The 17,003-nt window shown below is 61.1% G+C and carries 16 protein-coding genes; 5 read left to right on the plus strand and 11 right to left on the minus strand.

The features are described 5' to 3' along the window. Window positions 1-20: 20 nt before the first annotated feature. The 3 genes from GCU68_RS15870 to GCU68_RS15880 all read right to left on the minus strand — a co-directional run bounded on the left by GCU68_RS15870 (window position 21) and on the right by GCU68_RS15880 (window position 3,405). On the minus strand, window positions 21-1,091 hold the full coding sequence (locus GCU68_RS15870) for a glycoside hydrolase family 26 protein (protein ID WP_152943241.1): 1,071 nt from the start codon (window positions 1,089-1,091) through the stop codon (window positions 21-23). Between the two features lie 177 nt (window positions 1,092-1,268). Next, entirely contained in the window at window positions 1,269-3,080 is a 1,812-nt protein-coding gene (locus tag GCU68_RS15875) for a glycosyl hydrolase family 18 protein (RefSeq protein ID WP_152943243.1), read from the minus strand. Between the two features lie 67 nt (window positions 3,081-3,147). Beyond that, the gene (locus GCU68_RS15880; RefSeq protein ID WP_152943245.1) at window positions 3,148-3,405 is read right to left on the minus strand and encodes a hypothetical protein; all 258 of its coding nucleotides are present in this window, start codon (window positions 3,403-3,405) and stop codon (window positions 3,148-3,150) included. 272 nt (window positions 3,406-3,677) lie between these two features. Between GCU68_RS15880 and GCU68_RS15885 the strand changes: the two genes are divergently transcribed. Next, window positions 3,678-5,906 (plus strand): CDC48 family AAA ATPase, encoded by a 2,229-nt coding sequence (locus GCU68_RS15885; RefSeq protein WP_152943246.1) that lies wholly within the window; start codon window positions 3,678-3,680, stop codon window positions 5,904-5,906. Between the two features lie 320 nt (window positions 5,907-6,226). Further along, a complete protein-coding gene (locus GCU68_RS15890; RefSeq protein ID WP_152943248.1) occupies window positions 6,227-6,484 on the plus strand; it encodes a hypothetical protein in 258 nt (85 codons plus the stop codon). Window positions 6,485-6,548: 64 nt separating this feature from the next. On the opposite strand, the gene GCU68_RS15895 is transcribed toward GCU68_RS15890, so the two are convergent. The 7 genes from GCU68_RS15895 to GCU68_RS15925 form a co-directional block, all read right to left on the minus strand. Further along, window positions 6,549-7,475 carry a DMT family transporter gene (locus tag GCU68_RS15895; protein ID WP_152943250.1) on the minus strand — a complete coding sequence of 309 codons (927 nt, stop codon included), beginning with the start codon at window positions 7,473-7,475 and terminating at the stop codon, window positions 6,549-6,551. A gap of 133 nt (window positions 7,476-7,608) precedes the next feature. After that, window positions 7,609-7,974: a DUF7344 domain-containing protein gene (locus tag GCU68_RS15900; protein WP_152943252.1), complete on the minus strand. Its 366-nt coding sequence runs from the start codon at window positions 7,972-7,974 to the stop codon at window positions 7,609-7,611. A gap of 259 nt (window positions 7,975-8,233) precedes the next feature. After that, window positions 8,234-9,550: an ABC transporter ATP-binding protein gene (locus GCU68_RS15905; RefSeq protein WP_152943254.1), complete on the minus strand. Its 1,317-nt coding sequence runs from the start codon at window positions 9,548-9,550 to the stop codon at window positions 8,234-8,236. Further along, window positions 9,547-10,824 carry an ABC transporter ATP-binding protein gene (locus GCU68_RS15910; protein ID WP_152943256.1) on the minus strand — a complete coding sequence of 426 codons (1,278 nt, stop codon included), beginning with the start codon at window positions 10,822-10,824 and terminating at the stop codon, window positions 9,547-9,549. The genes GCU68_RS15905 and GCU68_RS15910 overlap by 4 nt, the downstream gene beginning before the upstream one ends. Beyond that, window positions 10,821-11,816 (minus strand): ABC transporter permease, encoded by a 996-nt coding sequence (locus GCU68_RS15915; protein WP_152943258.1) that lies wholly within the window; start codon window positions 11,814-11,816, stop codon window positions 10,821-10,823. The genes GCU68_RS15910 and GCU68_RS15915 overlap by 4 nt, the downstream gene beginning before the upstream one ends. Next, on the minus strand, window positions 11,813-12,802 hold the full coding sequence (locus tag GCU68_RS15920) for an ABC transporter permease (RefSeq protein WP_152943260.1): 990 nt from the start codon (window positions 12,800-12,802) through the stop codon (window positions 11,813-11,815). The genes GCU68_RS15915 and GCU68_RS15920 overlap by 4 nt, the downstream gene beginning before the upstream one ends. Window positions 12,803-12,880: 78 nt before the next feature. After that, window positions 12,881-14,482, minus strand: a complete 1,602-nt coding sequence (locus GCU68_RS15925) for an ABC transporter substrate-binding protein (protein ID WP_152943261.1) — start codon at window positions 14,480-14,482, stop codon at window positions 12,881-12,883. A 177-nt stretch (window positions 14,483-14,659) separates the two neighbouring features. Between GCU68_RS15925 and GCU68_RS15930 the strand changes: the two genes are divergently transcribed. Genes GCU68_RS15930 through GCU68_RS15940 form a run of 3 tightly spaced genes read left to right on the plus strand, consistent with a single transcriptional unit; the run spans window position 14,660 to window position 16,243 of the window. After that, on the plus strand, window positions 14,660-15,304 hold the full coding sequence (locus GCU68_RS15930; RefSeq protein ID WP_152943263.1) for a ribonuclease H family protein: 645 nt from the start codon (window positions 14,660-14,662) through the stop codon (window positions 15,302-15,304). 46 nt (window positions 15,305-15,350) lie between these two features. Continuing rightward, window positions 15,351-15,824, plus strand: a complete 474-nt coding sequence (locus GCU68_RS15935; RefSeq protein ID WP_152943265.1) for a DUF2240 family protein — start codon at window positions 15,351-15,353, stop codon at window positions 15,822-15,824. 23 nt (window positions 15,825-15,847) lie between these two features. After that, window positions 15,848-16,243, plus strand: coding sequence for a hypothetical protein (locus tag GCU68_RS15940; protein WP_152943266.1), 396 nt, complete (start codon window positions 15,848-15,850; stop codon window positions 16,241-16,243). Between the two features lie 32 nt (window positions 16,244-16,275). Here GCU68_RS15940 and GCU68_RS15945 read toward each other — a convergent pair whose 3' ends face one another. Next, window positions 16,276-16,941, minus strand: coding sequence for an HAD family hydrolase (locus GCU68_RS15945; protein ID WP_152943268.1), 666 nt, complete (start codon window positions 16,939-16,941; stop codon window positions 16,276-16,278). Between the last annotated feature and the right edge of the window lie 62 nt (window positions 16,942-17,003).

Genomic DNA, 17,003 nt, shown 5'->3' on the forward strand with positions numbered 1-17,003 from the left:
TCGAGTGCCTTCCAGAAACGTTACAGTTGCCCCTGGAACGCCGCCGACGAGAGGTGCGTGTCGTCGTCACCGACGCGATACGCAGCAGTTGTACACCGATCACGATAGGTCTCGTAGACGTCGTACGTCTCGGACCGGTCGTCTGCGCTGTAGGTGTCGGTCCCACGACCGCCGCCGAACACCGCCCAATCGGTTTCCTTGTCGATGTTGAACCAACAGACCATCCGAACGTCGTACTGTTCGATGAGATCGAACGCGTCGTCGATCCAGCGCGCTTTCTCGGCCGGCCGATGCTCTCCATCACGGTACGAGGAGGACCCGAACTCCGGGAGAGAAAGCGGCTTGTCGGCCAACGCCGTCAGCCGCTCGAGCATCGGTTCGAACACCTCGTTCGGTGACTGCCACGACGAGTGTTGCTGGCTATCGCCGAAATTGTACCCATCGAGCCCGATCCAGTCGACGTACTCGTCTCCCGGGTAGTACGACTCCGTTTCGTGGTCCCCGTGTTCGGTTGCGTTCGGATTCCACATCCACTGCACTCGTTCGTCGGCCAACCCGGCGTCACCCATCGTTTCGTAGACACGGCGCCACGCTGTGACGAAATCGTCGATCGTCGTTGAGTCGGCACCCCACGGAACCCAGTCGCCGTTCATCTCCGGAAACGGACGAAAGTACACCGATCGGCGTTCGTTCTCACCCGAGAGCCACTCGCCTAGGTCGCGAGCCCACGCCGACAGGATATCGTCGTACGCACCGGCGGCGATTTCCCGTGTGACGTTCTCATTTTCGTCGTCGGACCGGGGGAACGGCTGCCACGTCACGATCGGAACGCGGCCGCCGTTCCACTGGTCGGTCATCGCATCGAAGACGAACTGCTGGCGCTCTTGGTCCGGGATCGCCGCATCGACGTAGTGTGTCGTCACGGCAAACCGCCGCTCGAGCCAGCGCTCGAACGGACGGATCCGCGACCAGTCGGATCCCGGAAAGATGCCAAGTATTCGCGTCGCCTCCGCCGACTGCTTGGCGCATCCGGCCAGCGTCAGCGGTGCGATCGCCGTGCCGATCGCCTGCAGTGCGTCGCGCCGGTTCACTGACTGCTGTAGGCGGTCGTCGGCAAAAAAACCCGCCCGTGGTTCACACGGACTGCTATACCGGATCACTGGCGAGTTCCCGAGTCGGGTCGTGCCGGGACTGACAGACAGCAGTCGGTCCCAGTCCCAGTTCAGTGCAGTGGCGGTCCAAATGAACGGATCCCTCTCACGCTCCGATCACAGTTCGTCGTGAACCGCCTCGAGCAATACCCCGGTTCGATCACCGTACAGTTCCCAGCACATCACACCGCCGTACGCCTCTTCGATGGCGTACTCGGTCTTGAGAGCGATGGATCTGGGACCGTCGTAGGTGACCATTACTTGCTCTTCCGGAGAGTACACCCAGGGGACCTTCGCCTCGTCGTGCCAGTACGACTGGTAGCTCGAATCCGACAGTAACTCGGACTCGACGTACTGGTAGTCGGCCATCCCCGGCTCGGCCCAGCCGCCACTTGGCGTCCCGGAGAACGGTTGATGGAGTCCGTTGTTCCGGTCGGGAACCGACGCGAACCCACGGCTGTAGAAGGCCAGTCCGAGGATCAGCTTGTCGTCGTCGATTCCCGACGCCGACCAGTAGCGCATCGAGTCGTCGACGCTTCCGGATTCGGTGCCGCCGGAGGGCCGATAGAGCGGCGCGTTGAAACCCGTCGTCGAACTCCACGTACCGACGTAGTCGTACGTCATGACGGTAACGTAGTCGACGTAGTCGTTCATCGCGTCCGTGTCGAGTCCGTCGACGTGTCGTTTTCCGCCGCCGACCGCGACCGTCAGTTCGTAGCTACAGTCGTCCTCGCGTCCCGCGTCGTCGAGTTGCGTTCGAAGCTCCTCGAGAAGCAAGATGAAGTTCTCCGGATCGGAAGGTCGTTCGGTGTTTCCGGCCTGCCCGCCCCCCGTCGGATACTCCCAGTCGATGTCGAGGCCGTCGAAATTGTACTGTCGGAGCAGTTCGATGGCGCTTCGGGCGAACCGCTCGCGGTTCTGCTGGGTGGATGCGCCATCCGAGAAGTTCTCCGAGAGCGTCCAGCCGCCGATCGAGAGCAGCAGCTTCGTGTCGGGATGGTCCGCTTTGAGCGCTCGGAACGCCTCCAGGTTCTGTTGGTCACCCGCTGGATCGGCCAGCACGACTTCGCCGTCCGACTGCACGTCGAGGAACGCGTAGTTGACGTGTGTGAGTCGATCGAACGGAACGTCCTCGGGGAAGTAGTTTCGATCATATCTGGACCACGACGTATAGTACCCGATAACGGGTGTTTCGGAGTCTGTCACGTCATCTTCCGGGTCCGTTTCTACCGTCGTTTCCGACGACGTCGGTCCTTCCACATCGTCTCCGTCGACGGCAGTTACTGTGTATGTATAGGAGACCCCCGACTCGAGGCCGGAGTCGGTGTACGTGGTGTCTTCGGGGTCACCGATCAGGTGATCACTGTCTGCTGTAACCTCCGTGCCCGTGTCTCGGTACACCCGATACGACGCGATCGATTCCTCGAAATCGTGGTTCCACGCGAGCGAAACGGACGACGGGCCGACGTTCGTGACGACCAGATCGGTCGGTGCGGCCGGCGGTGCTGGCTCGTCGTTGCGCTGTTCATCGTCGTCACGGTCGACTCGTTCCCACGGCCCCCAGGATGGACTCGAGGATGGGTCATCCCCACTCGTCCACCACTGTGCCTCCCAGACCGTGCCGTCGTGAACGACCCGATTGCCGGCTCGATAGACTCCATCGGGGGTCCACGCGGGGTACTCGGATTGCCCGTCGACCGAGCCGAGACGGTTCCAGACGCTCGCCGTGTCATCGGGTTCGTCACCGCGCGTCCACCACTGTGCCTCCCAGACCGTGCCGTCGTGAACGACCCGATCGCCGTCCGTATAGGCTGCCGTATCATCCCAGGACGGATACGACTCCGTCGTCCCAGTTGCTGTTCCCGAACTCGCAAGCGCAGCAGCGAGTATCGACGTCGTTCGAAGGATACTACGTCGTGATTGTCTCATCGTCTACCATCTGATACAACATTTTCATCATAAACATGTACAGGTTAAAATGTAGGTACTTTATATATCAGTTAGAATGAATGGCGGAGTGATCGACCGCTCGTTCGGTCAGCGTTCGAGCGACTCGAGCCCGGTCTGTCGGCTTGCAGGTCAGCTTTGCGGTGACTAGGTGGGACTTCTTTATCCACACTAAAATCGTGTTTCGCGCGCTTTCGAAGGCGAGCGCTACCAGCGAACTTTCGGGATCGGAGACGTTCTCGAGCACGTCGGAATCAGCCCCAGCATCGATCAGTTCACTGCGGTTCAGATCGCCGCTTGCGCCCATCGCCCGTCGAACGAGAGGAGGAGGAGGAGGATCGCGAAGCAGTCGCGGGCACGGAAAACGAATACTGCCCGCTGCCCGTCGCGAGCGAGCGCGACTCGAGCGCTTCCCCCAGGGTGTGTCGGTACCACCAAAACCAACCGATGCCGGTACATCTATGTACGCACCAGCCATATTCAGATGTGGTAGCATCTAGCACAGGTAATGACTGGGGCTAGCAAAAAAACTATCCGCTCACGAAGCGGAGTCATTGATATCGCCGTCCATCCCGAATCATGAATGAAGTTCAACTGGAGGTTGCGAAGGCATACCCGAACGACTCGGGTCGTGGTATCGCCCGACTCGATCCGGACACACTGTTGCATCTGAAGCTGAGTCCGGGCGACATCATCGAAATCGAAGGCGCAGACACCACCGCCGCGAAGGTGTGGCGCGCCGACCGGCAGGACTGGAACACGGATACGGTCCGTATCGACGGCTTCACTCGGCAGAACGCCGACGTGGGGATCGGCGAGCGGGTGACGATCCGGAAAGCCGAAGCGACGAAGGCGGACAAACTCGTCCTCGCTCCGCCGGAGGAGGCGTCGGTCCAGTTCGGCTCCGACGCGGCTGGCATGGTCAAACGCCAGATCTTGAAACGGCCGGTCGTCGGCCGCGATATCGTTCCCGTGATGAGCTCGACGAACCATCCGTTCATGCGCTCGCCGGGGCAAGCGATTCCGCTCATCGCCGTCGAAACCGAACCCGAAGGCGTCGTCCTCATCACCGAGGACACCGACGTCGAACTCCGCGAGGAGCCGATCAGCGGCTTCGAGAAGACCGGTGGCGGGATCACCTACGAGGACATCGGTGGCCTCCAAGGGGAGATCCAACGCGTGCGGGAGATGGTCGAACTCCCGATGAAACACCCACAGATCTTCAAGAAGCTGGGGATCGAGCCGCCACAGGGTGTCTTGCTCCACGGCCCGCCCGGCACGGGGAAGACGCTGCTCGCCAAAGCCGTCGCCAACGAGACCTCCGCGAGTTTCTTCTCTATCGCGGGGCCGGAGATCATCTCCAAATACTACGGCGAGTCCGAACAGCAACTCCGAGAGATCTTCGAGGACGCGAGCGAGGAGTCGCCGTCGATCATCTTCATCGACGAACTCGATTCGATCGCACCGAAACGTGAAGACGTCACCGGCGAGGTCGAGCGCCGCGTCGTCGCCCAGCTGCTGACGATGATGGACGGCCTCGAGGCCCGCGGCCAGGTCATCGTCATCGCGGCGACCAACCGCGTCGATTCGGTCGACCCCGCGCTGCGTCGACCGGGCCGGTTCGACCGCGAGATCGAAATCGGCGTGCCAGACGAGGTGGGTCGCGAGGAGATCCTCCAGATCCACACCCGCGGGATGCCGCTTTCGGACGACGTCAACCTCAGTCACCTAGCCGACGAAACCCACGGCTTCGTTGGCGCCGACATCGAGTCGCTGACCAAAGAAGCCGCAATGAAGGCGCTGCGACGGTACTTACCGGAAATCGACCTCGACGAGGAGGACATCCCGCCGAGCCTGATCGACCGGATGATCGTCAAGCGCCAGGACTTCCGTGGCGCACTCAACGAGGTCGAACCCTCGGCGATGCGAGAGGTGCTCGTCGAGTTGCCGAAGATTTCCTGGGACGACGTTGGTGGCCTCCACGACGCCAAAGAGCAGGTCCAGGAGTCCGTCGAGTGGCCGCTGAACAACCCCGAGCGGTTCAGCCGGTTGGGCGTCGACCCGCCATCCGGCGTCTTGTTGTACGGTCCGCCCGGAACCGGGAAGACCCTCATGGCGAAAGCCGTCGCCAACGAGACTAACGCGAACTTCATCTCGGTGCGCGGCCCACAGCTGCTCAGCAAGTGGGTCGGCGAATCGGAGAAAGCCATCCGCCAGACCTTCCGCAAGGCGCGGCAGGTCTCGCCGACGGTGATCTTCTTCGACGAACTCGACGCGCTCGCACCCGGCCGAGGCGGCGAGGTTGGCTCGAACGTCTCCGAACGGGTCGTCAACCAGCTGCTGACCGAACTCGACGGGTTAGAGGAGATGGAGAACGTGATGGTCATCGGCGCGACGAACCGGCCGGACATGATCGACCCCGCACTGCTGCGCTCGGGTCGATTCGATCGACTCGTCATGATCGGCGAACCCGACGTCGACGGCCGCGAGCGCATCCTCGATATCCACACGGAGGACACGCCGCTGGCCGCCGACGTCACGCTCCGTGAGATCGCCGAGATCACGGACGGCTACGTCGGCAGCGACCTCGAGTCGATCGCCCGCGAGGCGGCGATCGAGGCGCTGCGAGAGGATCACGAGGCCGACATCGTCGAGATGCGTCACTTCCGACAGGCCATGGAGAACGTCCGACCGACGATCACCGACGACATCCTCGAGTACTACGAGCAGATCGAAGAGGAGTTCAAAGGTGGCTCGAGCGGGCCGGATCCGACGGGACGTCGCGGCAGCCGAATCGGCTTCCAGTGACCTGACCGCTCGCCGTCCGCAGCGAACCCAATCATCGACCACCGGATCGATCGCACTCGAGCGCCCGTTTCGACGCTCGTTCAAGTGTAATTCCTGTGTTATATCCGACGGGGTCAACGAGTGTTTAGCCGCAGTACTCACTGCTTATCGACCACACACTGGCGAATGACGAACAGTTGCAAAACGACCAATATCGGGTCAGAGTCACTCAGAACGCGTGTAAGATGAGATTACGGCATGTGAATTCTGCATAATCCCGTGGAACGTTCGCGTCGATATATTTGCTGGGAGTGAGAAGTGAGAGTCCCCCGATCAGTTCGATGTCGAATCCTACATCAACCCCGGACGGAGAGTCGGCGACCGACCAGGACAGCGCCGACGGCACGCTCGAAGAGGTCGTCCCATCGCTCGCCGGCCCGATCAGAACCACCGGGTTCTGGGGGGCGATCATCCTTCCGATTCTGTACTTTCCGGTGCTGATCACTGGTTTGTCGACGTCCTTCGAAGTAAGCGTCTTTCTCGGATTAATTGCCCTGAACGTCGTCGCGTTGTACGTCGGGCATGCACACCGACGGTAACGCAGTCGGTGTTCGATCGCGCCGGGTTGCGCGCGGGCTGTGTACCCGATCAACTCCAGTCGCCTTACTCCTCCGATGGACGTCGTCTGAGGTGACTGAACTCCTTACGCAGTGCATCACGCTTGACGAGGACGAAGCCGACGGCGATGAATCCGAAGCCGACGGCGGTCGTCACGTCGATGACCTCGCCCAGATAGAGCCAGCCGATCAGTGCAGCGAAAACCGGTGCGACGTACGAGACCATGTTGATCTCGACGGCACCGAGGCGCTCGAGGAGGTCGAAATACAGCAGAAAGCCGAGCGCACTTGCCACCAGCGCGAGGTAGCCGAGTGCACCGATCGCTTCGGGATGTGTCCACACCGATGGCTCGAACGGTTCGCGCAGGGCGAGACTCACGCCGTGCATCAGGACGGCACCGCCGAGCATCGACCACGCTTCCATCGTCTCGATCGGAAGCGAGGCGTCGATCCGCCGGGTGAGGACGCTCCCGAGGGCGAACGCGGCAGCTGCACAGAAGACCAGAAACGTGGCGATGACGTCTGCGGTGAGCAGGTTCGACGGATCGGGTTGGGCGATCACGCCGACGCCGACGAGTCCGACGAGTAAGCCACCGACCCCGAGGGGAGACAGTGCATCAGCCGGGACGAGCACTCGAGCGAATCCGGTTGTCAAGACCGGTGAGAGACTCACGACGATCGCGGCCGCCGCTGCCGTCGTGTTCTGTTGGCCAACGAACAGAAAGACGTGATAGGCTGCGATCAGCAGCGTTGCACCGACGGCGACCAATCCCCACTCACCGCGGCGTCGCGGGTACCAGTCGTCGACGGCGTAGGCTGCGTATGCGAGCATCACGAGGCCCGCGATGTCGTATCGCAAGGCAGCAAACAGGACGGGTGGAAGGTACTCGAGGCCCGCGCTGATCGCGACGAACGCAGAGCCCCAGATCGCAGCGAGTGCCAGAAAGAGTCCGAAATTTCGATAGCGACTCACAGCGGACGTCTCGCTGGTATCGTCCTACATGTTTCGGTTCGAAATCAGCGATGACGCGACCATCGTCAGCAACGGCGGACGTGACAGGTAACCTCCCCGGAATCACAGGCTGAACGAGCGGTTCGTGGCTGATCTACAGCGACGAGAGCTGTCGAAGCTCCGGATCGTCTTCGGTCTGTTTGAACTGCTTTAACAGCGGCTTGAGATCGTCAAATCCGTCGTCGAGGACGATGTCACCGCTTCGAAGATCGTAGTCGATAACACCGTAATCGGCGAGTCGTGGCAGGTGGTTGTGGACCAGCGAGACGTAGAGTCGTTGTCTGGCTTCCGTGTCGACCTGCGATGGATGGGTATCGTGCTTCCACGCAGCAATCTGGCCGATAACGTCCTCGAGATTCGCGCTTCGGTGATTCGCCAGTTCGTACAGCAAGTACCGGCGTTCCGATTCCGCCAGGAGAGAACACGCTGCTTCCATCCGGGTGGCGGTTGCGTCGTTCATACCTGCTCAAGGAACGCAGTCATATTACACCTGCTGCCAACACAGATTGGGTCCTCGATCCGACCGGCTGATCGCTCGAGGGCAGAATTTCGCCCCCCGAGTCCGTCACGATCGGTTCTACCCCCGATTCGTTCGGGAGCACAGGAGTGGCGCTTTCACCGTGGTCCACTCAACGACGAAGTCCAAAGATCGATCCGCCGTGGATGACGTAAACAGCCGCAACCAAGGGTTATGCGCAACCGATCAGTGGCGTTCCGGTTTAGTCGTCCAGTTCACCGGGTTGTGCACTCGTATCCCTATCGAGATGACAGGCGGCCGGGTGGGTTCCATCACCGAGTGCTGGGTGGTCCCGTTCGCACACGCTCTCGTAGTTCTCCCGCAATCGCTCGGCGGCGCGCTCCCAGTTTTCATCGGCCAGTTCGGTAAGTGCGTCTTCGACGATTTCGTCGTGACGTGGGGGCAACTCGGTCTCGAGCAGCCGTGTTTTGAGCGCTGCGACGAACGCGGGAACGTCCGCCGTTGGAACGCCATCATCGCCACTTTCGAACTTCCCATCACCGACGGACTCGAGGGAGAGATCGCGGCGTTCGATCCGTTCACGCAAGCTCATCAGGTCACGGTAGACCTCCTGATCGATGTCCATGTGCTCAGGTGGGATTACCATCGGACACCGAGTTCGGAACCGGCAGCCGCTGGGCGGGTCACGCGGCGATGGGACGTCACCGGTAAGCGTCTCCCGATCACGTTTGCGTTCGGTAGTCGAGGCACGAGGTACGCTCTCGAGCAGGGCCTGTGTGTAGGGGTGGTTCGGATCAGCAAACAGTTCGTCGACCGGCCCGACCTCGACGATTTCGCCGAGGTACATCACGGCCACGCGATCACAGACGTGGCGAACCACCGAGAGGTCGTGACTGATCAGCAAGTAAGTAAGATCGAACTCGTCTTGCAGATCATCGAGCAAGTTCAGCACCTGAGCTTGCACCGAGACGTCGAGCGCCGAGGTCGGCTCGTCTAAGACGATGAACTCCGGCTCGAGCGCCAGTGCTCGCGCGATGCCGATCCGCTGGCGCTGCCCGCCGGAGAACTCGTGGGGATAGCGATCGAGGTGGCTCGCCGAGAGGCCAACGCGCTCGATGAGATCCGCCACTCGTTCGTCCCGTTCAGTCTCGGTGCCAACGTCGTGAACGTCGAGCGGTTGCCTGATGGTTTCACCGATCGTCATTCGAGGATCGAGACTCGAGAACGGGTCCTGAAACACGACCTGTGCATCGCGGCGAAACGCGGTGAGCTCGTCGCCGCTCAGTTCGTAGACGTTTCGCCCGTCGAACTCGACGCGGCCATCGGTCGGCTCCTGAAGCCGTAGCAGGGTTTCACCCATTGTCGACTTGCCACAGCCGGATTCGCCGACGAGTCCGAGGGTTTCTCCCGCATAAATATCTACGCTCACGCCATCGACGGCACGGACGGGAACGGGTTCGTTCCCGAACAACCGATCGAGAACCGAATCGTTCTCCCAGAAGTACTTCTGAAGGTCACCAACGCGAACGAGCGGGGGATTCGATCTGTCGATACTCATCGCCGCTCACCTCCGGAACTGTCGATCGGTGGCTCCGCTCGCTGTGGTCGGCCGTTGGCGTCAGCTCCATCGGTGTCGGCGCGTTTGTTCGCAGTGTCTCGAGTCGAGTCTTCGAAGTAGTTGTCGGGAACTGCCCGCGCCTCGTCGTACTCCGTCTCGGCGAGTACACACCGAACCTTGTGGACCTCGCTCCCCGATGCGTCGAACTCCTGTGGATGCTCGAGACAGTCCTCCATCGCTTTCGGACACCGGTCAGCGAAGTAACATCGGTCTTGCATCTCGTGGTCGAGTAAACTCGGGACGTTGCCGTGGATCGGCTGGAGTCGATCGGCGACACCATCGAGGGCGGGGACCGAGCCGAGTAGCCCGTCCGTATAGGGGTGGACGTGATCGTCGAAAACGTCCTCGAGGGTTCCGTGTTCGACGATTTCGCCGGCATACATGACGCCGACACGGTCACACATTCGTGCGATAACGCCGAGGTTGTGGGTAATCAACAGGACCGTCATCCCGGTCTCCGCTTGTAACTCGTCGAGCAAGTCGAGGATCTGGGCTTGAATCGTGACGTCGAGTGCCGTCGTCGGTTCGTCGGCGACTAACACGTCGGGTTCGCCCGCGAGCGCCTGTGCGATCATCGCCCGCTGGAGCATCCCACCGGAGTACTCGTGTGGGTACTGGTCGGCGCGTTCGACCGGGTCGGGGATACCGACCAGTTCGAGCAGTTCGATGGCCCGTTTGCGACTCTCGTCCGAGACGTACTTCCGTGACGAGAGGAGTGTCGAGAGCAGGTAGTCCCCAAGCGAGTACTCTTTCGCACGGGCGCTCGTCGATCGTGGCCGGGCGCTCGCTCGGCGCTGGACCTCGACGGCTTCGGCGAGTTGCTCGCCAACTGTGAGCGTCGGGTTGAAGCTGCTTTCCGGATCCTGAAAGATCATACTGAACGATGTCCCCCGAAGCGACTGTCTGACTCGCTCGGGAACCTCGAGCAGATCGACGAATTCGCCGTCGACGGCGTCCGGATAGTCGTCAGCGACTGCCTCGGCGAAGTCGGCGTTCCGGTACTCGATCCTGCCGCTGGTGATCTCTCCGGGCGACTCGATCAGATCCATGATCGATCGTGCAGTGACGCTTTTGCCGCTGCCACTCTCTCCAACGATCCCGAAGATCTCGCCGCGTTCGATCCGAAGATCGAGACTCGAGACCGCATTTACCTGTCCCTCCTGCGTGAAAAACCGTGTCGAGAGATCCGTTACTCGAAGTATGTCTTCTGTCATCGTCCTTCACCCTCAATGTTCGGATCCAGTGCATCACGGAGCCAGTCACCGAGCAGGTTGACACTGATCACTGTCAGCACGATCCCGAGTCCCGGAATCATCGAGACCCACGGTCTGGTCGGGAGAATTCCCTGGCCGCGTTCGACCTCGTACCCCCACGAGAGCGTCGTCCCGGAGAAACCGAGATACGCAAGTGAGGCCTCGAGCAGGATAATCGCTGCAACCTGAATCGTCGCGAGGACGATTATCGGCGTGAGGCTATTCGGAAGCACGTGTTTGCGTAGGATCGTCCGATCGTTCGTTCCGAAGCTCTTTGCTGCCTTGACGTACTCTTCGTTGCGGATCGCCAACGCCTCACCGCGGGCGACTCGTGCAAACCAGACCCAGGTGACGAGTGCAACGACGATGATGACGGTTCCCGGGACCGGCACCGATTCGGGCATTCCATCGGCGAGACCGGCAATAACGATCGGATCAGGGAGATGGATCGATGACTGTCCGAACACCCCCAATAAAGCCAGTGCGAGGACGAGCGCTGGGAATGCGAGCATCGTATCTGCGATACGCATCAGTCCGTCGTCGACTCGGCCACCGTAGTAGCCGGCGATGAGTCCGATCGGCACGCCGATCAGTAGTGCGATACTCGTCCCGAGAAATCCAACGAGGAGCGATATCCGCGCGCCGTAGAGGAACCGCGAATAGACGTCTTGGCCGACGTTGTTCGTTCCGAGGATGTGTTCGCGGGTCGGTTCGACTGTTATCTCGACGGTGTCGCCGTCCTGTGCGATCTGCGTCGTGTACTCGTGTCCGAGCGGCGGGTACTGTGCACCCTGCTCGTTGTAGTATCCCGTCCGTGTTGGATCGTGAGTGGCCAGCATCGGGGCAAACAGCGCCATGAAGACGATCGAAATCAGCAGTACCAACCCGAGTTTCGGGAGCAAACTTTCGGTAAACGTCTGTTTGAGATTTATTTTGACTCTCTCCGAGATCATTCTTCTCGCACCTGTGGATTGAGGTAGTTGTAGAGCGCGTCGACGACGATGTTGATCGTCACGAACGCGATGGCGATGAACACGATGATTCCCTGCATCAGCGGCCAGTCCCGTGCGCCGAGCGCGTCGACGAGACGGAGCCCGAGTCCCGGCCAATTGAACACCGTTTCCGTAATGACTGCGCCGCCCAGCAGAGTACCCAACTGCAGTCCGAGCACCGTAATAATGGGGATCATTGTATTCCGCAGTACGTGTTTGTATCGCACGAGTACCGAGGGCAATCCCTTCGCCTGACTCGCCGTGACGTACTCTTTGCCGAGTTCGTCAACCATGCCACTCCGGGTGAGGCGAGTGATGAGCGCCGTAAAGTACGTTCCAAGCGTCAGTGCTGGCAGCGTGATGTACTGCAACCAGACCAGCAGATCGTAGACCGATCCGTACTGCACGAGCGTCATGATGGCCTGTCCGAAGCCGACCGGTCGTCGTCCGTTCGGGAAGATACCGGCCCACACTGCAAGCACCAAGATCAGCATGAGCCCGAGCCAGAAGTTGGGTGTCGAAATACCGAGCAACGAGAACAGCGTCGCTCCGTAGTCGGCGGACTCGTTCCGACGCGTCGCCGAGATGACGCCCAGCGGAATCGCGATGACGATCGCGACGATCGTTGCGGCCACTGCGAGTTCGATCGTGGCCGGAACGCGTTCGATCACCATCGCTTCGACTTCCCTGTTAGAGCGCCAGGAGTACCCGAAATCACCGACGATCATTCCCTGGAGGTAATCAAAGTACTGGACGTAGATCGGCTCGTTCAGCCCTTCCTGTTCGCGAACGTGTTCGATGAGCTCCTGTGTCGCTCCCTCTCCGAGCATCAACGTCGCCGGATCACCGGGCGAAACCGCCCGGAGGCCGAACATAACCGTGATAACACCCCAGATAACGAATACGCCCTGGAGTATCCGCCGTACGAGGAATTTCCCCATCGTCATATGAATATTTTACCTGTAGTCATTGAACCGTATCGAATAAATCGAGGAAACAATACTATTGTTGTTGACGGAGTGTGTCTACTCCATTTCCCAGATGAAGACGCTCTCGTCCTCACGCGGCTCCCACTCGATCTGCTCTCGAACACCGTAGATACTCTCTTGGGTGTGAAGGAACAGGAACGGGGCCTTCTCGTGGGCCAGTTGGTTAACCTGCTCGAGTTGCTGGCGTCGCTCGTCCGGATCTTCGATCTGTTGACTCTCCAGAATCGCGTCGCTGAGCTCCTCGTCGTGGAACGTTCGAGCCTCGTTATCGGGGATGGTAAAGAAGCCCTGCACACCGTAGTCAGTGTCACCGGTGATCGTTCCCCAGCCGATCAAGTAGAACGGAATCTCGATCGTGTCGGGGTCGACGCCGGCCGAATTCGCGTCCGAGACGGTACCGAACTCGACGACGTTCGCCTCGCAGCTGACGTTCTCGAGCTGATTGATCTGATCAGCGACCGTCTCTCCGACTTCGGCATCGTTGAGATAGCGGCCCTGTGGCACGGTTAGTTCGATCTCGACGCCGCCGTAACCACTCTCTTCGACGAGACTCTCTGCCATCCCGATATCCTGTTCGTAGGGTTCGATCTCGTCGTTGAAACCGTTGATTCCGGGCGCGATGGGCTGTCCTCTCGCTTCACCGTAGCCGCTGAGAACCGAATTGACGATCTCTTCGTTATCGACGGCGTAGTTCATCGCCTGCCGGAACTCCTGACTGTCGAACGGTTCGACGGTATTTTTCATCGGGCAGAAGATGTTCCGGAAACTCGTCACCCGTCTAATCTCGATATCGTCGGCGTCTTGGACGGTCGAGACGTCCTCCGGTAGGATGTTGATAGTGAGGTCCGTCGCGTCTGTTCGAAGCGAGTTCACTCGACCGTTGGATTCGCCGTCGGCGTTGAAGATCACCGTCTCGAACGGTGGCTCGTCTCCCCAGTAATCGTCGAATCGCTCGAGGACGATCTCTTCGCCCGATGTGAAGTCGACGACTTCGTACGGTCCCGTTCCGTTGAAGTCTTCTGGATCGGCACCGGAGATGGCCTCGTTTTCGGCGTCGTGGTTATCGATCGCCCACTGCATGTTGAGTGCGCGAGCGTAGTTCCCGAACTCGAACTCGGCGAGCCCTGGTGCTGCACCGTACTCGACGGAAACGGTCGTGTCGTCGAGTGCTTCTGCACCCTCGATCGAGCCGAGGCCGAACGAGCCAATGTCACTGACGACGCCCAGCTCCGGATCGACCGTCCGATTGATCGTCCAGGCAACGTCCTCTGCGGTCAGGTCGTCACCGTTGTGGAACACGACGTCGTCCCGCAGATAGAGTTCGGTCGCACCCTCGCCCTCCTGAATCTCCCAGTCATCGACGACGCGCGGGAAGATCCCCTCGCCGGGTTCGAAATCGAACAGCGGTTCGTAGATGTGGTCGTAGATGTCGAAGTAGTCCCCGGTGATGTGGTCGAGCGGGTCGATGGTGTCCGGAAACTGTGACAGTGTGATCGTCAACTCGTCGATCTCCTCGTCGTCACCAGCGGATGGATCGTCGAGACAGCCTGCCATGGTCGCTAAACCGGCCGTTCCCGCGGCCCCCGTCAGCTTGAGCAGGCTTCGTCGATCGAGTGTTTGGTTGTCTCCAATCTTCATACTCTTCTGTAGAAACAGAGATTTTATTTATAGTTGTTGGTGTATGTCAACGCCATCCACACTATCGTTCTAGAGGACTCTGTATAAAATTTAATTTGTCTTTGAGTAGCTGTTGAAACGTTCAGGAATTGCGACTCCGCCCACACATTTAAGTTACATTCACTGCGTAATGTAGGTATGGCCGCTCACGGCCGGTCTGCACTGCGGGACCTGTTCGACGAGTCGCCCACGCCGCATATCGCCCACCCGCCACGGACCCATCATCGTGACTTCTACGTCGCCACCGACGGGTCGTTTCGGGAGTCGGGCGGTGGACTGGGCGCCGTCATTGAAACACGCGACGGCACCCGTGTCGCCCGCGTTGCGACCACGGACACGCCGCCTGACAACAACGTCGCCGAGTATCGGGCGCTGCATCTCGGACTCGACGTACTGGCTGCTCGTGCGCCTCGAGACGCCCGTGTCGGCGTTCTCATCGACCACGACGAACTCGCCAGCAACGTCAACAGCACGATTCTCGCGACGAACCACCCCGACGGGAAACCGCCACGGCCCGTCTCCATCCCCGCGGCGACACGGTATCACTGGCGTGGGATTCAGGCCCGACTCCACGGCTTCGGCGAGGTGCGGGCTGCACGCATCGATAGCGACCAGAACCCCGCCCACCCGCTCGCGAACACTCCCGATCGCTATCAGCACGTCAACCGCGAGCCAAGCCGCTGTGTCCTCCCCGAGACGCCGGAGCCGGACTCGACTCCCTCCCAGTTCCCGCCGCCGTCCCGGGCCGACCGCCACACTGGCGGTGGACAGGCCTCGGACTAACCCGGAACCGCCACCGTTATTTCGTCGTTGCGGCGATGCATAGTCGATGAGCCTTCGCGTCGCAGTCGCGGCCCCGTTCATCCAGAACGGTACCCAGCGCCTGCAGGAAAACGAGTTCGTCGTCGCGCTCTCGCTCGACCGAGATTGGTTTTCGCCCGACCAGTCGAAACGCCTGATCGACATCGCGACGCAGGACGGCCTCCTCGAGCGCGTCGACGGCGGCCTCGAGGCGACGTTCGACACCGCTGCGGTGACGGTGCCCGAGGAGTTCGTCCCCGACGAGGACCTCTTACAGCAACGGTCCGCGTTCGAACGCGTCCTCGATACGCTCGTCGCTGACGGCGTCGAGAAACACGAGGCCGTCGGCGCGATCAACACGCTCCAACAGGAACTCGGCGTGACGATCGAAGCCGCCGCCGTCGTCTACGCCCGACGACAGGGGATCGACGTCTCCGAACTGTCTGCCGTTGCACGCTCGGCGCTCGTCAACGACGGGGACAGCCAAGCCGAAGGGCGTTAGTTGCCGGCCGCCCGACGACGCGTATGGTCGAGGACCGGATCACCGACGGCCGCCGGATCGCCGAACTGCTCGCGTCTGAACTCGACGGCCGAGACGACGGGACGCTCGCGTCGGTTCGTGTCACTAATGCCGACCGCGACGTCGAGCCAACGGTCGACGGAGCACGCGCCTACGACGTGACGCTCGACGACGGCCGACTCGCTCGAGTGTTCGTCCACGATGACCGGGCTCGCCTCGAGTTCGAGGCCGGACAGGACGTCGCCGCCGAGACGGCCGAAGAATGTGAGTTACGCGTGCGACCGAAAGCAACTGAGCCGCCACGAACGCTCGTATTTCTCGAGCACGGCGCTGCGGTCAAACGCGGGGCAGACGTGGTACAGGCCGTTTGTCGATCGGTGCAGTCCGACGCGAGCGAGTAGTTCGCCGTCGAAAACGGGATTCTTTCTGCTTCTTACCGCGTCTCGAGGGCGGCGACGACGTTCGGAATCCGCTCGCCGACAGTCGTCTGTTCAACGTGGGCCGCGGCTCGCGGATCGGGCTCGGGGCCGTCCTCGAGGAGGATCTGGATGGCCTCGAGGCCGGCGTTCGTCGCGCCGTAGACGTCCGCTTCGACTTCGTCGCCGACGTACACGGCCTCGTCGTGGTCGACGTCGAGTTCGCCGACGATCGCATCGAACGCGCGGCGGTCTGGTTTGCCGGCCTCGAGTTCGCCGGTGACGAGCGCCGCATCGAACGCGCGTTCCCAGCCGAGCGTCGCGAGTTTGTCCCGCTGAGCACGGACGGGGCCGTTAGTGAGCAGTCCGACGCGGTACTCCCCGCGGAGCCGCTCGAGCATCGATTTGACGCCGGGCAAAGGTTCGAGCGTCTCGGCGATCGTCTGGCGGTAGGCATCGGCGACGGCGGCCGGATCCGCATCCGTCTCCCGCCCCTCAAGTAAGTCGGCGAAAATGGGTTCTCTGGTCTCGCGGGTGAGGTTGCGCCGATGGGCTTCGAGATACGCCTCCCGTGTCAGCGGTGGCGCACCGGCGGTGGCGGCTGCCTCTTGGAGAATCGTGGTTCGGTCCTGTGTGGGCACGGCGAGTGTGTAATCGAGGTCGAAGACGACCGCCCGTGGCATAGCATTCACAGGGGGCTCGAGCGGGTTGAAGCTATCCCTTTTCGACGGCGTCGAAACCAGCG

The organism is Natronorubrum aibiense (assembly GCF_009392895.1).
In the GTDB taxonomy this organism is placed as follows: Archaea; Halobacteriota; Halobacteria; order Halobacteriales; family Natrialbaceae; genus Natronorubrum; species Natronorubrum aibiense.